Genomic DNA, 18997 nt, shown 5'->3' on the forward strand with positions numbered 1-18997 from the left:
AATCAGCAATGAGATAGCGACAAGGTTACCACTTCGCCAGCGCATTCGCGATAATCAGGTCCTGCAGTTTCTCGATGGCGCGAGTCTGGCCGTGGCGGTCCTCGGTCTCGTTTTTCTGGATATCGTAGACGCCATCCGCCGACAGTGACTTGTTCTCGTAGATGATTCGATCCTTGACGTTGTCGTAGAACTTGACGCTCACACGTATGGTCACACGATAGGTTTCCACATCGCTGTTGCTGTTGTAGTTTTCGGGCTTGTTCGTGTAGCTCAAAAGCGTTATCTCGAAATCGGCGTTGGCCTCTTCGTTCACCATGCGGATCCCGCCCGCATTTTTCTTGAACATGTCGACAACAGCCGTATGGATGTTGTTTGCCAGCAACGGGTCAAGCGCCTTGTCATCGACATCATGAATCTGGACAGTCTTGATATGGCTCGGAAGCGTGGAGGCGGTAAAGCTGTAGCAGCCCGCCAAAAGACAGGCCGCAGCGGTTGCCGCGACAAAGAACAACAATCGGGAAATATTCCTAGATAGCATATCCCAAATTTAAAAACAAATACGCAAGGCAAAAGAAGAAATACAAAAACACTCCCCGCAGGGAGTGCTTTCGAAAAGGCGTTACGGTAAATCCTAGAGCGAAATCTTGAACGACCTGCTGCCGACCTTCACGATATACATGCCCTTGGCTCCGGTGTAAACCTTCTGTTGGTTTCCGAGAGCGCGGGTCGTGCCCACGACGCTGCCGAGGCTATTGAACACCGTGATGGTCATGCCCTGGGCACCTGCAACTACGATGTAGTTGTCAGAGGACTTGTAGACCGAAACCGCAAGCAGGCCCGGATCCACAGGCAAAGCGGTCGTAGAGGAAGATATTCCACCCCAGTGGTGATGGCTGGAAGAACTTCCCGTGGCGGCTGCACTGCTGGAGGACTTCGCCACATCAGAGGAGGAGGCGACTTCGCTGGAAGAAGATTCCGGTTCAGGCTTATCACTGATAAGGCCGTCCACGTTCCACTGCTTCACGAAGTTCCAGATATCCGAAACATCTGCATGGGAAGGGCTGTGACCACGGCCGGGGAGCTTCAGGTGCTTGATATAGACACCCTTGTCGCAGGGTCCCCAGGTGTACATCGTGGCACCCGAATTTTCGGCATTGGGATAATTCTTTTCTTCCTGTGCCTGAGACGGGCAGTGGAACTGGTCACGGTAATTCTTGATGAAGCCTTCAACCTGGTTGTACTGCAAAACATCGTCGTTGGTTCCATGCGGATGGATGATAGGAACAGGACGCATCGCCTTGGACGCACCGAACACATTTGTACCGGAAGTAGGCGCAAAGGCGGCAATCTTGTCAGCTATCTTGCTCATGGAATGGTAGGTGAACATACCGCCCATCGAAAAGCCCGAAAGATACACGCGCTTTTTATCAATTTTATAGTCGGTGTACATCTGGTCGATGATTTCGAGCATCCACTTGGTATCCTTATCGCCCTGGATATCCCAGGTGCTCATGCCCGTACCACCTCTCGGGTAAACGACCACAAAGCCCGCCGTATCGGCTACAGTTTCCCAGTGGGTGTTGGACTGTTGGTAGTTGGGATCTTGGTCCATGCCGTGGCACGAAATGAGCAACGGGCTATTTTCCTTAAGGCCCGACGGGGCATAGACGTGGATTTCTCGACCAGAAACGGACTTTTTCTGGTAATCGTTTAGGGATTTTCCGCCGCCACCATTGCCCCAGCCACCCCATTGGGCGAAAGAAAGCGTAGCCGCAGCTAGCAGAAGTATTGGAAACTTCATCTCTGTACTCCTCTGAATGTTCCGTTTGTTTACATGGTGTTTACCTCCATAAACCTTACCCGTTTATAATGTATATCCATAATACGGGAGTGTGACCGTCACCGCATAAATAGCGGTGTAAACACGTACAACAGATGAATTCCTAAACATTGGCTTTTTAAGTGTTTTTTAACGGTTCTGGAATTGGCTGCTTAAAATATTTGCTAAATTTTTTGCGTAAAAATTTCCTAACCGAGGCATAACATGCTTGACATCAAGAAAATCCGCGAAAATCCGGAATACTACATTGCTGAAACCGAAAAGAAGTACACCACAGTGAGCCTGAAGGACGTGCTCGCCATCGACAACGAACGCCGCCCGCTCCTCACCGAAGTGGAACGCCTCAAGAGCGAACGCAACGCCGAATCCAAGAAGATTGGCGACCTCAAGAAGAAGGGCGAGAACGCCGACGAGGCCGTAGCAGCCATGCGCGCCCTCGGCGACAAGATCGACGAACTTGACAAGAAACTCAAGGACCTCGACTACAAGCAGACCGAAATGCTCATGCACGTGCCGAACATCGCCCCGCGCTCCCCGGAAGGCAAGGACAGTTCGGACAACGTGGTCGAGAAGGACGGCCCGATTCCGTTTGACTACTACACCAAGAACGACGACTTCGCCCGCGTGGACCACAAGACTTTGGGCGAACGCCTCGGCATTTTTGACTTTGAACGTGGCGCGAAGATTTCCGGTAGTGGTTTCCCGGTCTACCGCGGTCTCGGTTCCCGCCTGGAACGCGCCCTCATCCAGTTCTTTTTGGACGAACACATGAAGAACGGCTTCGAAGAATTCACGCCGCCGTACCTCGTGACCCGCAATACCATGCGCGGCACGGGCCAGCTCCCGAAGTTCGAAGAAGACATGTACCGCTGCGACAAGGACGATGACCTGTTCCTTATCCCGACTGCAGAAGTTCCTCTGACCAACCTTTACGCCGGTGAAGTGATTCCGGAAACCGAACTCCCGAAGCGTATCTGCGCCTACTCCGCCTGCTTCCGCCGCGAAGCTGGCTCCTACGGTAAGGATACCCGCGGACTCCTCCGCCTGCACCAGTTCAACAAGGTGGAAATGGTCTACTTCGCCCACCCGGAACACAGCTACGAAGACCACGAAGAGCTCACCCGCTTCGGTGAAAAGCTCCTGGAAAAGCTCGGCCTCCCCTACCACCGTCTGGCCCTCTGCAAGGGTGACCTCGGTTTCGGTGCCGCCAAGTGCTATGACCTGGAAGTCTACGCCCCGGTCGAAAAGAAGTGGCTCGAAGTGAGCTCCTGCAGTAACTTCGAAGACTACCAGGCCCGCCGCGCCAACATCAAGACGAAGATTAACGGCAAGAACACCTTCGTGCACACGCTGAACGGTTCCGGCCTCGCCACCCCGCGCGTGATGGTAGGCATCTGCGACAACTACCAGCAGAAGGACGGCTCGCTGTTGATTCCTGAAGTGCTGAGGCCGTACATGGGTGGGCTTGAGGTTATTAAACCGAAAGCCTAACCATGTGTGAAGATTTTTCGTCAAGAAAAATCTGAGTGCGAGGTTTCGCAAGAAACCTTGCCTGCTCGTTAAGGTGGGCTTGAGAAGATCGAACCGAAGAAGTAATGCGACAAGGGAGGGTTACACCCTCCCTAAGACCCTCCCGGCACTTAATAATCCGCGTCTTTCAAGTTTGGAACTTGTGGTGGGCGCGGATTATTTGCGTGGGCACCTTCGGTGCTATGCGACTAGGGAGGGTTACCCCCTCCCTAAAACCCTCCCGGAATACGATATAAACTTCGGCAAGCACAGCTTGCCTCGCGCATACGCAAAAGCGTATGCGTTTTTTTATACCCTAAGCAACGATTTACTTGCCTATCGTATCGGTCGGAGCCGCCAGCGCTGTCGAATCTGCAGCAGCAGTCGCGTTCGACTTCTTGTTCTTGAGGCAACGGACCGAATAGGCGAAGGTCTTCTGCTTGCTGTAGTCGCCCAGGAATTCGTCATTCTCGTAGTAGAGGTTCCAGTAAGGGGCGTGCGTCGGCGTATTGCTTTCTTCGGCAATCCAGAAGTCGGCATCCTTCCCCATGTCGCGGAACTCGCCCTTGGCATTACGAGAACCGGCCGCCAGCGCCCCGAATCCAAAGCGATCCATGCCCGTAGGCCAGTCCTCGCTGCGATTCCAGGAGACCGTTTTCTTGAGCAGGGTACCGGTGTTTTCTTCGGGATGCTTGTTGTGCTTCTTGATAAAGCGGACAAGGGTTTTCATTTCGGCATCGGTCGGGATATGGAATCCAACGGGACAAACGCCCTGGTGCTCCTCCTGAATCAAACCGGAAGCAGAATTGTTCTCGTATTCGTGCGAAAGAGCCATGGCAGACACCCAGGAATAGAGCCTACCGTAAACATTGCAATTTTCGGTCTTGTTGTCATAGCACCAGCTGTCTTCGGAATGGTAGTTCAGGTTCTGTCCCATCCAGACCTGGCTTCCGATAGCCACAAGCCTATAGATGCGGCCATCGCGTTCGTCACAGAGAGTTCCCTCCGAAGCATCCGCACAAACCGACGACGACGATGCCGCCTCGGACGAAGATGATTCCTCAGAAGACGAACGTGGTCCCCTACGCTCGGAAGACGAGGACGACTCGGGAATAGAATCACGCTCCGGTTCTACAGAAGCAGAATCCTGGACGGAAGCCACGTCGAGAGAGCCGTCGCGGTAAACCATCGGCACGGGGAAAGGTATCTGCCGGACCACCTGCTTCGGAACGTCCGGAGTAGTTTGAGCGGGGGCCGCTGCCGGAGCCTTTTTCTGTTGCGGTTCCGGGTCCTGCCTGCACGAACACACGCCCGCAACAAGCAAGAGGAGCAACAGTCCGACCAATGTCTTTAAACACGCATGCACACAAAAAATATATATAGAATTTCAGGTCGCGAACGGACGAAAAATAGATTTTTACAAAAAATTTCCCTAGTGAAATGGATAATTTATTTAAAATCGGGAAGTTTCTCTATCTTTTTGAATCGGCCAGTCGCATCGTCACGTTCAAAATACCGGACCGCATCCCCGAGAGCAAGCATCACGAACTTCGGGGTCAACACCTTCAGGTAGCGGTTGAGCTGCACCTGCAACGCCTCCCAGGTGTATTCGCCGGGAGCCTTGCATTCCACCAGCAGCCACGGCTTGTCTAGCGCAGCTCCTTCGCGAAAATTGCTGACGATGATGTCCACGCGGTCATCCGTCTTCGGGTCTATGGCACACAGCCCGAACTCCACTGTAATCAAGTGGGCCGGCACCTTGATTTCGTTCAGCAAAAATTGGACAGTCGCCTGGCGCACGTGCTCTTCGGGCGTGTCGGGGACATCCTTCCTGCGGATGGGGTCGTATATCGTTCCGTGGGTCATTCAACACCCCCTGCAGAATCTTCATTGGCAAATTTATCTGAAAATTCCCTTGCCTGTTCGTCAAAATTCTCCACAGTCACCCGAGGCAAAAGGGAACTGCTTAACCAGAAGTCCTCTTTGAACCGTTTTTCACCCCAGTCGTACGGGAAATCCTCATACTCGACCGACAAATAATCAAGCAGGTTCTTGGATGCCTGGCGTTTCGCCAGAAACAGCGGATAATGCTCCTTGACAACCAGGTGTTCTACCCTATACCGCAAAAATGCGCTCCAAATATCCAGGTCCGGCCAATCATACCATCTAAGGTCCACATATTCGACAAACTCTACCGTATCGCCCGAACTTGTCTCGCAGGAGTAGGTGAACCTGACATACGAGGTTTCGTAATCACGGCGCGGAAAATCATAACGATCACAACCATAATCGAATACATTTCCTTCGATTTCCTTCACGACGCCCAGCGTATCGTCCAACACGGCCAGAGCAATGCCAACAGGCATCAAGTCTTTTGCCAGGACAAATTTCCCCTTCACCAGGAGATCTTCCAGCGAAGCCTCTATTTTGCGCCATTCAGATTCAACCTCATCAAAGCCATTTACCTCACGGACACTCGAATCGTCTCCGCAAGCAACCAGAAGCAGCAAAAAGAAAAAAGCCAAAAAACGTTTCATCAGTCCAACCCCGGCAAGCCCGGCGACCCGCCACCCGACTCGTTACAACGATTTACCTTTTCGCACGTCATGTAGCCGTTTTTCACGTCCCAGTCAATCTTCACGTCTTCGGCGTCTATGCGCAAATTGAAGTTACGAATCTTGGTCAGCACGCAGTCATCGCCAAAGGTTTCGTACTTAAACTCGTCACCATCGGCAATTTCGAATTCATCCTTGCCCAAGGCCCTTATGTTCCCATACGAGTCGTCATGGATGACGATATTCGTCACGTTCTTGCAGTCAAAGCTGTCACAGTTGTACAAGTCCACAAAGAGCGTAGAGAGTATTTCGGTATTTGCCACGCCCTTTTCGCATACGGCCGCCGACGGGCAAGCGATGAGATCCAGTTCAAGGCTAATCCCGTGGACTCCTACCTCGTAAACATTAAGGACTTCGGCCGAATATACGAGTTTCGCCCACTTTTTATCGGAAGAAGCCTCCTGTTTCAGGCTATCCATAAAGGCGATTGAAGTCGTACGGCTTGTCACCTGGGTCAAGTCCTTTTCAACCTCGATATCGCCACACGGAAGCAGACCGCAACTGCCAAGCAGCAACAAAACCGGCAACAGCGCGATATACTTGAACAATCCTTTCGCCTTCATAGATGTTTGACAATAATAACAAATTTAACGTGTCGGCAACGGGATAGATACAATTTTCAGATATAGCCGCAAAAAATCTTGACAGATGACACCACCCGAATTATATTTAGAACCGTGAACAAATTCTTTGGACAGAACACCGCATCAGCGGCAATGGCAGCAAGCCCGGCAGCAGCCCGAGCTATTATGGGGCTGTCCAGAGAAACCAAAGTCTGCAAGGCATAACGCCAAAATCCAGATAGCAAGTTTCAAGGGCAGCCCCGAAAATGGCTGCTTTTTTTATTTACCCCCTTTTTAACCACTAACCACAAGGAACAACGGAAATTCTTGAATAATTTTATGCTATAATTACAGCGCAAAAAGAATTTTCGATACCTATACAGGAGCATAAAATGCGCAGAAGACTTTTGAGCGAAGGTGCCAAGGAACTCTCTTACGAAATCCGCGAGATCGTTAAAAAGGCAAACCAGCTCAAGGCACTCGGCCTCCCCATCCACTGGGAAAATATCGGCGACCCCATCGAAAAGAAGTGCCAGTTGCCCGACTGGATCAAGGAAATCGTGGTCGACCTCGTCAAGACGAACCGCAGCTACGGCTACTGCCCCTCCAAGGGCATGCTCGAGACCCGCGAATTCCTGGTAAAAGAGAACAACAAGCTCGGCGGTGCACAGATCAACGTCGACGACATCCTGTTCTTCAACGGCCTCGGTGACGCCATCGCCACCATCTACGGCCTGCTCTCGATGAACACCCGCATCATCGGACCTGCCCCGGCCTACTCCACCCACAGTTCCGCCGAAGCGGCACATGCCCACACGGCCCCCATCACCTACAGCCTCCAGCCCGAAAATCACTGGTATCCGGACCTGGAAGAACTGGAAAACAAGGTGAAGTACAACCCGAGCATCGCAGGCATATTGATTTTGAATCCGGACAACCCGACCGGCATGGTCTACCCGCTCGACATCCTCAAGAAAATCGTGGATATCGCGAAGCGCTACAACCTGTTCATCATCTGCGACGAAATCTACAACAAGATTACGTACAATGGAGCCCACGCCTACGCTCTCGCCGAATACATCGGTGACGTTCCGGGCATCGCGCTCAAGGGCATTTCCAAAGAATACCCGTGGCCGGGCGCTCGTTGCGGCTGGGCTGAATACTACAACCGCGACAAGGACGAACAGTTCGACGCCTTCTGCCGCGCCATCGACAACGCGAAGATGGTGGAAGTCTGCTCGACCACGCTCCCGCAGATGACTATCCCGCGTGTTCTCGGCGACCCGCGCTTTGCCGAACACCGCACTGCGCTGAACGAGAAGATTGGCCGCCGCAGTGCCATCATCAACGAAATCCTTTCCGACATTCCGGAACTGTACTTCAACCCGACCTACGGCGCGTTCTACAACACCATCATCTTCCGCGAAGGCACGCTCAACAGCCACCAGACGCTCAAGATCGACAACCCGATTATCAAGAAGAAGGTGGAAGAATGGTGCAGCAAGACGACGAACCTCGACTACCGCTTCGTGTACTACCTGCTGGGTGCGAAGGGCATCTGCGTGGTGCCGAGCACGAGCTTCTGCACAGACCTCAAGGGCTTCCGCGTGACGCTCCTGGAAGAAGACGAAGAGGAACTTCGCGAAGTGTTCACTACGATTCACGACGCCATCGTGGAATACCTGCACTCGTAGTCGGTACAGACAAGTTAAGAAAAGTCGCTCAAAAGGGCGACTTTTTCTATTAGATTTCTGCGTCTACAGATGTGGGCTTTATCGGGATCGGCGCGAACGGCGGTTCCAGTTCTATGCTGATGGGGCAATGGTCCGAGCCCTGCACTTCAGAATGGATGTCTGCATTTACAATGTTCGGGGCGAGGCCTTCGTCCACGAAGGCGTAATCGATACGCCATCCCACGTTGCGAGCTCGGGCTCCAAAGCGGTTCGACCACCAGGAGTAGCGGTCGCGTTCGTCGGGGTGAAGTTTGCGGAACGAATCGACAAATCCGTTTTCCACGTACTTGTCCATCCAGGCGCGTTCGATTGGCAAGAAGCCGCTCACGTTTTCATTTTCTTTCGGGCGCGCGATATCGATTTCCTTATGGCAGGTGTTGTAGTCGCCAACCGTGACCACGTGCTTGCCATCGGCAATCCAGCGCCTGCTGTTTTCGAGAAAAGCGTCATAAAAGCGGAGCTTGTAGTCCAGACGATCCTCGCCGGACCCTCCGTTCGGGAAATAGATGCTGTTGAGCACCCAGTCCGGAAAGACAAGCTGGAGCACGCGGCCTTCTTCGTCAAACTCCTCAATATCGAAACCGTAATTCACGGAATCGGGTTCAATCTGCGTGAATATGGCCACTCCACTGTACCCCTTCTTGCGACGGCAGGGATTCCAGTAAGAGAAGTAGCCCTCGCGATTGCGAATAGAATCGGGAACCTGGTCTTCGTCTGCACGGACTTCCTGCAGGCAGAGGATATCAGGGCTGGTCGCATTGAACCAATTTTCAAACCCCTTCTTTATCGCCGAGCGGATTCCGTTCACATTCCAACTATATATATTCATCTTGTACCGTCTATACCCAAATCAATCCTAGATAAAGATAATTTTTTATTTGGTCGAAAAAATGACACTCCGGAAAAAAACAGATTAGCCCCCAAAAAACGAGTCTTTCTTTGTAAATTTTCATTTTCACAAAAAGCGTTTTCCCCCAGACAAACGAAAAAAACGCTTTTTTTTCATGAAAAAAAATAAAACAGACGTTTTTTTGATTAGAAAAATTATATTTGAAGCATGAAATCGAAATTTTTCGCCATCAAGCTTACTGCGATTCTCGCTTCCCTGACATTCTTTTCCGGCTGTGCCGGTTCGTCCAACGGCGACGACCTCGAGGTTCCGACCAACCTCCCGCCCATCTGCCGTGACATCGACTTTGTAGCGAACCCGGACATGCGCGAAATGTGCGGTGTCCGCAAGGCCCACAACAAGGCTTACAAGAACATCCCGCAACAGCGCTACCTCATCAAGCCGAGCGAGACATCCATTGTAAAAACAGGCAACAAGCTTGAACTCCGCTTCCAGAACTCGCTTCCGCTCTACCTGGACGGCCCTATCGTAAACGAGATCCTCTTCAACCAGGAAAAGCGCCTCGAAAGAATCAAGAACAACTACGACTACCACGAAATCTACAACAGGGAATCGAAGGAGAGGACCCGAATCTTCAAGATGGGAATCCCGACCGATCTCGGCGGTACGCATGAATTCTGCTTCCGCATCCCCGAACTGAAGGGCAATGCGAGAACCCGTAACAGGGCTATGGGTAATAACATCGAACGCATGAGCTGCGAGGATTTCGAGAATATTATCGCAGCGGACAAAGCCTCCAGGGGACTTTAGCCCGAACGCGAAAACGGTTTATCACCAGCTTCCGCACCGATAGTGCGGAGGCTTTTTTTCTAGATTTGCACTCGGTAAAATCGTGACAAGTACAAACAAGAACATACACAACGCGCTAAGGCAGAACCACCTACAGGCGGCCTGTTCCTCTATCCAGGGTTTCTCGATTTCGGGTCTTGCGACCTACCTTCAGTTCCCGGAACTGGATTTCTGCGTCGACATGGGCGAATGCCCCCTTACCGCCATTCCGCTAGACCACGTGTTCCTCACGCATGCACACGGAGACCATGCCCGCTGCCTCATGCGCCACAACAGCCTACGCAAGATGATGGGTGTAGAACGCGACAGCGTCTACTACCTGCCCGAAGAAATCAGCGAAGGAGCGAAAGCGTGGATCAAGGCGGAGGCCATGTTCGAAGGCGTCGGCGAACAGAAATTCCGCTATCCCGAGATTGTCCCGGTCAAGGCTCACGAACGCATTGCGCTGCGCTACCGCAAGGATCTCGTGCTGGAAGCTTTCGAAGTGAGGCATTCCATTCCCGCGATGGGAGCGACTCTTTACCTGCACAAGAAAAAATTGAAGGACGAGTTCCTGGGAAAATCCGCAGCGGAAATTATCGAACTGCGCAAGAACGGTGTTGAAATCACTCGCGAAGTGTTCGACCCCCTCTTGAGTTTCACGGGCGACTGCATGGGCGACACTCTCCGAGACAACCCGCAGGTATTCAAGTCCAAGGTCCTCGTCACCGAATGCACCTTCCTCGACAAGGACGAAGAATCCATGGCCCACAAAAAAGGCCACACGCACCTGAACAACATCGTAAAAGCCCTGAACGAACAGGGAGACGAAGTCAAGTGCAAACAGATCGTGCTCACTCATTTTTCAATGAAGTATTCCGAAAAGCATATCCTAGAAACCCTAGAAAAAGAAATTCCGGAAAGGTTCCGGGATAGAGTCGTCGCATTCATTTAAGGTTCAAGACAAAGGCTACAGAAAACGATGGATGATAATCAGGAAAAGATGGAAACCAGCGGGAACGAAGGACAGAAACGCGAAAGGGAAGTCGTCATTCCCGAATTCTACCGCGATTTAAACGAGGACCCCGAACTCAAGGGGCTCTGGCACTACGTTTTCCGCACGAACGGCGACCGCAAGCCCATCAAGACCGCAGACGGCCTCCCCCACAAGCTCGACTTCAACTGGAAGGACATGTTCCCTAACGAAAACGGGCACATCGAAGTCGAAATCGGAAGCGGCAAGGGCAACTTCATGACAGACTATGCCCAAAAGCATCCAGACTACTTCATCATGGGAAGCGAATGGGACTACACCTGGGCCGCATTTGCCATCGAGCGCATGGAAAAGCGCGGAGTCATCGCACAGGGCAATGCAGCCATGCTGCGAGGAGACGTATTTTATTTCTTGCGCGATGCCGTCAAGGACTGCACCGTCGATGCGTTCCACATGTATTTCCCCGACCCGTGGCCCAAGGAACGCCACCACAAGAACCGCCTGCTGCGTCCCGACTTTTTGACCGAGGTCGCGCGCTGCCTCAAGCCCGGCAAGCGTCTGTTCTACTGGGGAACCGACCACAAGGAATACAACGAGATTGCACTCGAGACCTTCGACGCCTTCCCCACCTGCAAGGTCATTGAGCGCAACACCGCAGAACCCACCGAAGGAATCACAACCGGCTTCGAGCGCAAATACCGGAAAGAAGGCAGGCCCATCTACCGGAGCGTCATCGAATTCGAAAAATAGCCTTCACGCCCTGCGACGGGATGTCATTTTTCGACACCGCATTTTTTCTAGTTTAGTAAACGTATGTTAAAGCAACTATCCATCAGCGGTTTCACGCTTATCAGCCACGCCGAAGTCCCGTTCCGCAACGGCTTTACCGCCATTACCGGCGAAACTGGCGCAGGCAAGTCCGTTTTGCTCAAGGCTCTCCGCATGGTCTGCGGCGACAAGGCCCAGGCTTCGATGGTCCGCGCCGGCGAAAGCAAGGCCGTCATCGAAGGCATTTTTGACATCAGCCAGGAACCGAAGGTCAAAGAAATCATCGAGAACCTCGGAATCGACAGCGACGACGAACTCATCATCCGCCGCGAAATTCTCGAGAACGGCAAGGGCCGCACGCGCGTCAACGGAAACGTCGTCAACCAGGCCGACCTGCAGGAAATCGGCGAACACCTCATCCAGATGCACGGGCAGAGCGAGCAGCTGTTGCTCCGCGACACGCGCACCCATACGCAGATGCTCGACGACTATGCGGGGAACGGCAAACTGCTTGAAGCATATAGCGAAACATGGGCCAAATGGAACGATATCCTTGCACGCATCCGCGAAACAGAAGAACATGCCAAAGACCTCGCCGCCCAGAAGGACTTTCTCAAATTCCAGTTTGACGAGCTTTCGAAAGCGGCACTGCGCGAAGGCGAAGAGGAGGAACTCGAAGAAAAGGTGAGCGTAGCAAGCAAGGGAGAAGCGGAAAGGCGCATTCTCGATGAGATTCAGGGCATTCTCAGCGGTGACAACGGGCTCCTCGACCAGGTGCAGATTCTCCAGGCCCGGATGCGATTCCTCGCCTCGAAAATTCCGCATTACGAGGAACACCTGAACTCGCTCGCCGAGGTGGCCGACCCGTTCGAAAGCGTTTGCAAGGACCTGCTCAGGCTCTCTCCCGCAAAATCGCTCTCCCCCGCCGAAATCGACCGCGCAAACTCCAGGATTGCAAACATCCAGAAGCTGAAGCGCAAATACCGCACGGACGTAGCGGGCCTCATCGAACTAACGGCCAAGCGCAAAAGCGAACTGGAGAGCCTCGAAAACCTGGATTCCGACCTCGCCGAGCTCGCGAAAGAAGAAAAGAAAATCCTCGCCGAACTGGAGAATCTCGCCAAGGAGCTTAGCGCCAAGCGAGCCGAAGCCGCATGCCGTTTCGATTCCGCCGTGCAGACCACCATCCAGAACCTCGGGATGCCCAAAGCCGTATTCAAGACCCACATCGAGTCCCAACCGCTTAGCCCGAACGGGACCGAAAAAATCGAGTTCATGCTGGCTCCGAACCCGGGCGAAGGCGAGAAGAGTCTGCAGAAGGCCGTGTCGGGAGGCGAACTTAGCCGCGTTTTACTTGCAATCAAGAGCGTCATGGCCGACCTCGACAAGGTTCCTTTGCTAATTTTTGACGAAGTGGATTCCGGAATAAGCGGAGAAGTCGGCAACACCATCGGCGATGCCCTCCGAAGCCTCGGGAAGCACCACCAGGTCCTTACCATCACACACCTGCATCAGGTGGCAAGCCGGGCCAAGAACCAGCTAGCAGTGAGCAAGGACGAAATCGAAGGTCGAACCTTCACGTCGGTCAGGGAACTAGACCGCGAGGGACGAATCGAAGAGCTGGTGCGCATGCTTGGCGGCGACTCCGAAACAGTTCGGGAACACGCAAGACAACTTTTGGAGAATAACCAATGAACGAAAAGCCATCCGATGTTCGACTCCGTTCGCGCGTCTGGAGCGTCCTCAGGGCGCTGGTCTTCGTATGCGTCATCTTTTTCATCTGGAACGGCATGGCGAAAACAGCCTGTGCCTTTGTCGCGATTGCCCTCATCATGGGCTGGGTGAATCTCTACCAGCTGCGTAGCCAGGAAATCGAGAAACCTTACTACAGGCTATGGCTGAATGTCATCGACGGATTCCTGTCGTTTGCCGTGATGACAAGCATCTTCGTGCGAGATTTGATGCAGAACGAGCATGCCGAAAAGCTCCTGGGCGTCGGCTGCGCCGTCCTGCTTGCAAGGCTCATCGCCCACACGCTCTTCTCGCTCGGAGTTCTGCGCGAAGGCAAGTCCCTCCCCCGCAAGAAGCGTTGGAGCAAGATGGCAAGCATCGCCACCACCATAACGATGGCCGTTTATCTGTTGAATCTCGAAGATTACCAACAAATTTGCATGGTGGCGACCATCCTGCTGATTGCGGCCTCCACCGTCGCCTACGCCTATTGGTACTACCGCGACCCTGCACACCGCAAGCCCCTTTCGATTGCAAGCCAGCTCACGATGAGCCGCATCGTGCTGACCCCGTTCTTCCTCTGGGTTTTCTTCTACGACAACGACCTCGACTACAGCAACAACAGCCTTGTTTTCAAGGTGCTTGCGCTTGCGATGGTTCTTGGGTTCATGCTCACCGATTTTCTGGACGGGAAACTCGCCCGCGCCATGGGCGAAGTGAGCACGCTCGGCAAGTACCTCGACCCGTTCAGCGACAAGATTTCCAACATGACGATATTCATGTGCTTCATCGCCACGGGATACGCCCCCGTTTGGATGGTGGCGCTCATCTACTTCCGTGAATCCAGCGTGGAGACGCTCCGTACGCTCGCCGCAAGCGAAGGCCTCATCATGCCAGCACGCAGGAGCGGCAAATGGAAGACCGCGCTCCAGGGAATCGGCATCGTGGCGATCCTCCTCGGCGCCATCGACCCGGTGAGAGCGTTCGTCCCCGGCCTGGGTGACATCTGGGACATCTTCCCGAAAATAGTCATGGGAATCATCACCGCCATCACCATCATCAGCGGAATCGACTACTTCGTCTCGAGCAAGCACATTCTCAAGAAATTCGTGTAAAATGCGTTTTTTCGCTTATTTAGGCGAAAAACGCACCCGTCCCCTTGACAGAACAGGCTCAAATTTCTATATATGGAGCCAACCTCGACGCGGGGTGGAGCAGTTGGTAGCTCGTCGGGCTCATAACCCGAAGGTCGCAGCGTTCAAGTCCTGCCCCCGCTACTAAAAAATCCGGTTCAAAGCCGGATTTTTCTTTTTTTATATTTGTAGCCGATGTTTGCCGAACTCCTCAAGATGACCCGCCCCAAAAACATCGTGATTGCGATAATCACGCTCGTGGTCGGGTATATGCTGCTCGGGTTTCCCAATTCGCTTTTCTTACCCGACGACTGCAATTCCGACTTTGATTGGATTGGCTGGTCTACCGTTATAGTGGAAGCGTTCGGGTTCGCATTCGCCATCGGGTTTGCGAACATCCAGAACGACATCCTGGACCTGGAAAGCGACAAGTTGAACCGCCCCGAAAGGCCGCTCGTAACCGGGAAAGTTTCGGTAAAGGCCGCACGCATAACCTGGATTGCCTTGTTCGTACTGATGCTCCTCTGCGGACTTGGCGATTCAAACTCTTCCTCTCCGTTTGAATACCTTCCGCTCGGCTTCTTCTTTTTACTCGGGGTGCTCCTGATAGCCTACAACAAGTGGCTCAAGCATATCCCGCTTTTGAAAAACATGACAGTCGCGTTCCTGTGCACGACACCCCTGCTCTACGCCCTGATGGATTATCTCATTCTATCCAATCTCATCCTACCAGGAAACGACTACGCACATGAACACATCTGGGCGATTATCCCAGCGATTCCGTTCGCATTCCTGCTCACGACCGCGCGTGAAATCTACAAGGACCTGGAAGACGAAACAGGCGACCTGAAGGCGGGCATCATGACGTTCCCGCTTATCGCGGGCTCGGCGACAGCACGGAAACTTGCCGGAGCAATCATCCTCTTCACCTGGATTTCGCTCCCGCTCCCGGTATTCTACATGGACAAGGTGTTCGGACACAACTACCCGCCGCTGTTCCTGATTATCACGGGAATTGCGCTCACACCGATATTCGCCGTAATCCTATTCAGTGCCCACCGCAAGAACTACCGCCGGGCACAGTCGCTCACGAAGGTGGCAATGTTCGCAGGCCTCATTGCGCTCATCTGCAGCCTGTAGAATTTCGACAGAAGCATTTTCCCGCATAAACCACATTACATATTCTGTAATACACTTTCCGCATTTAGAAAAAAAGTGTAAAGAAATCGGCCGAATCTGGCGAATTTGCAAAAAATTTCGTCATTTTTTTACCTGCTCCGCACCACGACCGATTCCTATATTTTTCCGCGGCCGCTTCCCCGCTTGCACCCGCATGGGTGGGCTACGACCCCGAGGTAAGGGAAGCAAAACATTCCGAAGAGGCGTTATGCTCGAAGAATTGCACGAAGAATGCGGAGTCATCGGCATTTACAATGGCGAAAATGTCGTCCGCAATGTCACCATGGGTCTTTACGCACTGCAGCACCGTGGCCAGGAAAGCGCTGGGTTCGCAGTCACCGACGGGGACAAGGTCCGCGTCCGCAAATCCATGGGTCTGGTTTCAACACTCCTGAGGGAACACAATGTCGACGAGCTGCAGGGATTCGCAGGCATCGGGCATGTGCGCTACAGTACCACGGGAGCATCCACGCTCGCAAACGCGCAGCCGATCCTCGTGAGCTGCAAGTGGGGGCAAATCGCGGTCGCCCATAACGGCAACATCACGAACGCGAACGAGCTCCGCGCCGAGATGGAAGCCGAAGGGCACATTTTCCAGACGACATCCGACTCCGAAATCCTCCTGCATGAAATCGCGCGCACCGAGGCCAACGACCTCGGAGACGCCATCAAGAAGGCCATCACCAAGTTTACCGGCAGCTTCTGCCTCGTATTCATCAGCAAGGACACGATGTACGTGGCCCGCGACGGTTTCGGGTTCCGCCCCCTGTCCATCGCCCGCATGGGCAAGTCCTGGTGCGTCGCGTCCGAGACCTGCGCTTTCGACTTGCTCGGCGCCCACTACATCCGCGATATCCAGCCGGGCGAGTTCCTCACCATCACGCAGAACGGGCTGCATTCCGAAAGGTTCACGCACAAGGACCGTCTCGCCCACTGCATCTTCGAATACATCTACTTCAGCCGTCCGGATTCCAAGATCTTTGAACAGAGCTGCGACAAGATCCGGCGCAAGATGGGCAAGCAGCTTGCGAAGGAATGCCCCGTCGACGCGGACATCGTGATTTCCGTGCCCGACAGCGCGACGACGGCCGCACTCGGCTACTCGCAGGCAAGCGGCATCCGTTTCGAAATCGGCCTCTTGCGTAACCACTACGTGGGCCGCACCTTCATCGATCCCACGCAGAACGTGCGCGAGCAGAAGGTCAAGCTCAAGTTCAACCCCATAGAGGGTGTGCTCAAGAACAAGCGCGTGTGCGTGGTGGAAGATTCCATCGTTCGCGGGACGACTCTCAAGATTCTCTCCCGCATGCTGCGTGACGCGGGCGCTCTCGAAGTCCACATCCGCATCGCATCGCCCCCCGTCGCACACCCCTGCTTCTTCGGCATGGATTTCCCGAGCCAGGGAGAACTTGCCGCAAGTTCAATGACGCCCGAAGAAATTGCGAAGATGCTCGGAGTCGAAAGCCTAGGCTACCTGAGTGTCGAAGGCATGAAGGAATGCACCGGCGAAGGCGAGAACTACTGCGCGGCATGCTTCGACAACGACTACCCCGACTACATCGGGACAGACGCAACCAAGACACGCTGCGGATAAGTTAAAAACTAAACCTGGCTAAACGTCCACTTCACGTGGTCCATCATGAAGTCGTGCCCGTCAAAGACAAGGCCGAACTGGTCCTTTATCTTTTGCACGTCGAAGAGCATCGGCTCGTCGCCCCAGCCGAGGTCCTGCTCGACAATTTTCGTCTTGCTTTCCGGACGGAGCGAAAGCATCATTTCCGCAATTTCCCTCCAGCTGATCCAGACGGAACCGAGCCCGAGGAAAATTTCCTCGTTCTTGTCCGACTCGAGAACCTTGAGGTAGAGCTGCGCCTGCTGGCTCGCGTGGATGAACTGCGTGCCGTCGTTCTTGACGATATGGATGTCGCGGTCTTCCTTTACCGCCTGCGCCATCTCGAAGAAGCGGCGGTCGGGCTGCGAGCAGCCATCAGGGAAAGCGGGATTCCCGAAAGTGTAGCCCGGACGGATGATGTTCCTCTGCATTGTCACTTCGGGGAAATTCGTGCCATAGCCATGACGGAAACCGAGCACGAAAGCCTCGCCTGCAGCCTTTGTCGCACCGTAGAGGTCCATCGGCAAATTGCTCGTCACTTCGCGCATGGACGGGCGCATACGGCCCATTGCGGCAGTGCTGCTCGTCTGGATGAACTTCTTGCAACCGGCCTTGGCGGCCATTTCCAGAAGCATGACGGTCGCGCGCGTATCGTTCATGAGCATGGTGCTCGGAGTTTCGCCCCACCCAAGCGCAATATGGATACAGGCGTCGCACCCCTTGAGGCCTTCGCCCATCTTGTCGAAATCCGTAAGGGAAGCCTCGACAAAACTCACACCGGAATGGCTGCGCAGCGAAGGAACCTTGTTGGGATGCCTTGTTGCGATGACGACCTCGTGGCCCTTGTCGAGAAGAGCCTTGACTACATAGTGTCCGATAAAACCTGTACCGCCCGTGACAAAAACGCGCATACTGACCTCTTTTTTGTATCCTGAAAAATAATGTCTTTTAAGGCAAAAGGCAACATTATTTTACAAAAAAACGGCATTTTTTGGTACATTTTCTAAAGCATCCCTTGCCATGGCTGCCGTCCAATGGTATATTTGTTATCATGAAATTCGTAGCAAGCATCAACTTCTGGTGGTGGCAGGCCCAATAATCGGAGCCTGGTATTTTTGGTACGGTTTTCAAAAGACGCAGGCTCCTCAAAGGGAGCCAATTTTTTTGCAAAGATTTTGGAAACCCGACAAAGAACCTGGAACTGACGCAAACTACAACAAAGAAAGGAATAAAAAATGAGAAACTCTCTCAAGCTCGACGGTCCGGTCAAGACTTATCTTGAAGAAAACGAACTCCCGAAGGCATGGTACAATGTCCGTGCCGACATGAAGAAGAAGCCCGCTCCGCTCCTGAACCCCGGTACCGGCAAGCCGGTGACTTTCGAAGACCTTCAGCCCGTGTTCTGCGACGAACTCATCAAGCAGGAACTCGACAACGACACCCGCTTCTTCGAAATTCCCGAAGACATTCTCACGTTCTACAAGATGTACCGCCCCTCCCCGCTCGTCCGCGCCTACTTCCTCGAACAGGCCCTCGGCACTCCGGCACACATCTACTACAAGTTCGAAGGCAACAACACCTCGGGCTCCCACAAGCTGAACTCCGCCATCGCTCAGGCCTACTACGCCAAGAAGCAGGGCCT

General features: G+C 53.4%; 17 protein-coding genes, 1 tRNA gene and 1 pseudogene. 11 read left to right on the plus strand and 8 right to left on the minus strand.

Annotated elements, in window-relative coordinates:
• Positions 1-25: 25 nt before the first annotated feature.
• Positions 26-538 carry an LPS assembly lipoprotein LptE gene (gene lptE, locus B2952_RS02665; RefSeq protein ID WP_173365524.1) on the minus strand — a complete coding sequence of 171 codons (513 nt, stop codon included), beginning with the start codon at positions 536-538 and terminating at the stop codon, positions 26-28.
• Between the two features lie 93 nt (positions 539-631).
• Positions 632-1801, minus strand: a complete 1170-nt coding sequence (locus B2952_RS02670; protein WP_290730717.1) for a PHB depolymerase family esterase — start codon at positions 1799-1801, stop codon at positions 632-634.
• A gap of 243 nt (positions 1802-2044) precedes the next feature.
• Here B2952_RS02670 and serS point away from each other — a divergent pair, with 243 nt between their 5' ends.
• Positions 2045-3331: a serine--tRNA ligase gene (gene serS, locus B2952_RS02675; RefSeq protein WP_290724519.1), complete on the plus strand. Its 1287-nt coding sequence runs from the start codon at positions 2045-2047 to the stop codon at positions 3329-3331.
• A gap of 346 nt (positions 3332-3677) precedes the next feature.
• On the opposite strand, the gene B2952_RS02680 is transcribed toward serS, so the two are convergent.
• From B2952_RS02680 to B2952_RS02695, 4 genes are all read right to left on the minus strand, one after another.
• Positions 3678-4715 (minus strand): fibrobacter succinogenes major paralogous domain-containing protein, encoded by a 1038-nt coding sequence (locus tag B2952_RS02680; RefSeq protein ID WP_290733909.1) that lies wholly within the window; start codon positions 4713-4715, stop codon positions 3678-3680.
• A gap of 83 nt (positions 4716-4798) precedes the next feature.
• Complete coding sequence (locus tag B2952_RS02685; protein ID WP_290730708.1) at positions 4799-5215, minus strand: type I restriction enzyme HsdR N-terminal domain-containing protein; 417 nt, start codon at positions 5213-5215, stop codon at positions 4799-4801.
• A complete protein-coding gene (locus B2952_RS02690) occupies positions 5212-5886 on the minus strand; it encodes a hypothetical protein (protein WP_290733907.1) in 675 nt (224 codons plus the stop codon). The genes B2952_RS02685 and B2952_RS02690 overlap by 4 nt, the downstream gene beginning before the upstream one ends.
• Positions 5886-6527 (minus strand): hypothetical protein, encoded by a 642-nt coding sequence (locus B2952_RS02695; protein ID WP_290724525.1) that lies wholly within the window; start codon positions 6525-6527, stop codon positions 5886-5888. Before B2952_RS02695 ends, B2952_RS02690 begins: the two co-directional genes overlap by 1 nt.
• A 392-nt stretch (positions 6528-6919) precedes the next feature.
• Between B2952_RS02695 and B2952_RS02700 the strand changes: the two genes are divergently transcribed.
• Positions 6920-8221 (plus strand): pyridoxal phosphate-dependent aminotransferase, encoded by a 1302-nt coding sequence (locus tag B2952_RS02700; protein ID WP_290724527.1) that lies wholly within the window; start codon positions 6920-6922, stop codon positions 8219-8221.
• A gap of 49 nt (positions 8222-8270) precedes the next feature.
• Here the strand turns inward: B2952_RS02700 and B2952_RS02705 are convergent, their stop codons facing one another.
• Complete coding sequence (locus tag B2952_RS02705) at positions 8271-9089, minus strand: exodeoxyribonuclease III (protein ID WP_173381795.1); 819 nt, start codon at positions 9087-9089, stop codon at positions 8271-8273.
• Positions 9090-9317: 228 nt separating this feature from the next.
• On the opposite strand from B2952_RS02705, the gene B2952_RS02710 reads away from it, so the two are divergent.
• The 8 genes from B2952_RS02710 (at position 9318) to purF (ending at position 17337) form a co-directional block, all read left to right on the plus strand.
• Positions 9318-9920 (plus strand): hypothetical protein, encoded by a 603-nt coding sequence (locus tag B2952_RS02710; RefSeq protein ID WP_290724532.1) that lies wholly within the window; start codon positions 9318-9320, stop codon positions 9918-9920.
• Between the two features lie 82 nt (positions 9921-10002).
• Positions 10003-10893, plus strand: coding sequence for an MBL fold metallo-hydrolase (locus B2952_RS02715; protein WP_173366158.1), 891 nt, complete (start codon positions 10003-10005; stop codon positions 10891-10893).
• Between the two features lie 27 nt (positions 10894-10920).
• Positions 10921-11682 carry a tRNA (guanine(46)-N(7))-methyltransferase TrmB gene (gene trmB / locus B2952_RS02720; protein WP_290730700.1) on the plus strand — a complete coding sequence of 254 codons (762 nt, stop codon included), beginning with the start codon at positions 10921-10923 and terminating at the stop codon, positions 11680-11682.
• A 63-nt stretch (positions 11683-11745) separates the two neighbouring features.
• The gene (gene recN / locus B2952_RS02725; RefSeq protein WP_173381797.1) at positions 11746-13395 is read left to right on the plus strand and encodes a DNA repair protein RecN; all 1650 of its coding nucleotides are present in this window, start codon (positions 11746-11748) and stop codon (positions 13393-13395) included.
• Positions 13392-14546, plus strand: a complete 1155-nt coding sequence (locus tag B2952_RS02730; RefSeq protein WP_290730695.1) for a CDP-alcohol phosphatidyltransferase family protein — start codon at positions 13392-13394, stop codon at positions 14544-14546. Before recN ends, B2952_RS02730 begins: the two co-directional genes overlap by 4 nt.
• A gap of 88 nt (positions 14547-14634) precedes the next feature.
• Positions 14635-14708 (plus strand) — tRNA-Met (locus B2952_RS02735).
• A 51-nt stretch (positions 14709-14759) separates the two neighbouring features.
• On the plus strand, positions 14760-15704 hold the full coding sequence (locus tag B2952_RS02740) for a geranylgeranylglycerol-phosphate geranylgeranyltransferase (RefSeq protein WP_290730693.1): 945 nt from the start codon (positions 14760-14762) through the stop codon (positions 15702-15704).
• Positions 15705-15951: 247 nt separating this feature from the next.
• Entirely contained in the window at positions 15952-17337 is a 1386-nt protein-coding gene (gene purF, locus B2952_RS02745; protein WP_290733905.1) for an amidophosphoribosyltransferase, read from the plus strand.
• An 8-nt stretch (positions 17338-17345) separates the two neighbouring features.
• On the opposite strand, the gene B2952_RS02750 is transcribed toward purF, so the two are convergent.
• A complete protein-coding gene (locus B2952_RS02750; RefSeq protein WP_290733903.1) occupies positions 17346-18266 on the minus strand; it encodes an NAD-dependent epimerase/dehydratase family protein in 921 nt (306 codons plus the stop codon).
• Positions 18267-18590: 324 nt separating this feature from the next.
• Here B2952_RS02750 and B2952_RS02755 point away from each other — a divergent pair.
• Positions 18591-18997, plus strand: a pseudogene (locus B2952_RS02755) (TrpB-like pyridoxal-phosphate dependent enzyme); the annotation flags it as partial.

The organism is Fibrobacter sp. UBA7003, assembly GCA_002449765.1.
Taxonomy (GTDB): domain Bacteria; phylum Fibrobacterota; class Fibrobacteria; order Fibrobacterales; family Fibrobacteraceae; genus Fibrobacter.

Coding starts and splice junctions, on each gene's coding strand:
- lptE (WP_173365524.1), bottom strand. CDS start 538: ATGCTATCTAGGAATATTTCCCGATTGTTGTTCTTTGTCGCGGCAACC.
- B2952_RS02670 (WP_290730717.1), bottom strand. CDS start 1,801: ATGAAGTTTCCAATACTTCTGCTAGCTGCGGCTACGCTTTCTTTCGCC.
- serS (WP_290724519.1), top strand. CDS start 2,045: ATGCTTGACATCAAGAAAATCCGCGAAAATCCGGAATACTACATTGCT.
- B2952_RS02685 (WP_290730708.1), bottom strand. CDS start 5,215: ATGACCCACGGAACGATATACGACCCCATCCGCAGGAAGGATGTCCCC.
- B2952_RS02690 (WP_290733907.1), bottom strand. CDS start 5,886: ATGAAACGTTTTTTGGCTTTTTTCTTTTTGCTGCTTCTGGTTGCTTGC.
- B2952_RS02695 (WP_290724525.1), bottom strand. CDS start 6,527: ATGAAGGCGAAAGGATTGTTCAAGTATATCGCGCTGTTGCCGGTTTTG.
- B2952_RS02700 (WP_290724527.1), top strand. CDS start 6,920: ATGCGCAGAAGACTTTTGAGCGAAGGTGCCAAGGAACTCTCTTACGAA.
- B2952_RS02705 (WP_173381795.1), bottom strand. CDS start 9,089: ATGAATATATATAGTTGGAATGTGAACGGAATCCGCTCGGCGATAAAG.
- B2952_RS02710 (WP_290724532.1), top strand. CDS start 9,318: ATGAAATCGAAATTTTTCGCCATCAAGCTTACTGCGATTCTCGCTTCC.
- trmB (WP_290730700.1), top strand. CDS start 10,921: ATGGATGATAATCAGGAAAAGATGGAAACCAGCGGGAACGAAGGACAG.
- recN (WP_173381797.1), top strand. CDS start 11,746: ATGTTAAAGCAACTATCCATCAGCGGTTTCACGCTTATCAGCCACGCC.
- B2952_RS02730 (WP_290730695.1), top strand. CDS start 13,392: ATGAACGAAAAGCCATCCGATGTTCGACTCCGTTCGCGCGTCTGGAGC.
- B2952_RS02740 (WP_290730693.1), top strand. CDS start 14,760: ATGTTTGCCGAACTCCTCAAGATGACCCGCCCCAAAAACATCGTGATT.
- purF (WP_290733905.1), top strand. CDS start 15,952: ATGCTCGAAGAATTGCACGAAGAATGCGGAGTCATCGGCATTTACAAT.
- B2952_RS02750 (WP_290733903.1), bottom strand. CDS start 18,266: ATGCGCGTTTTTGTCACGGGCGGTACAGGTTTTATCGGACACTATGTA.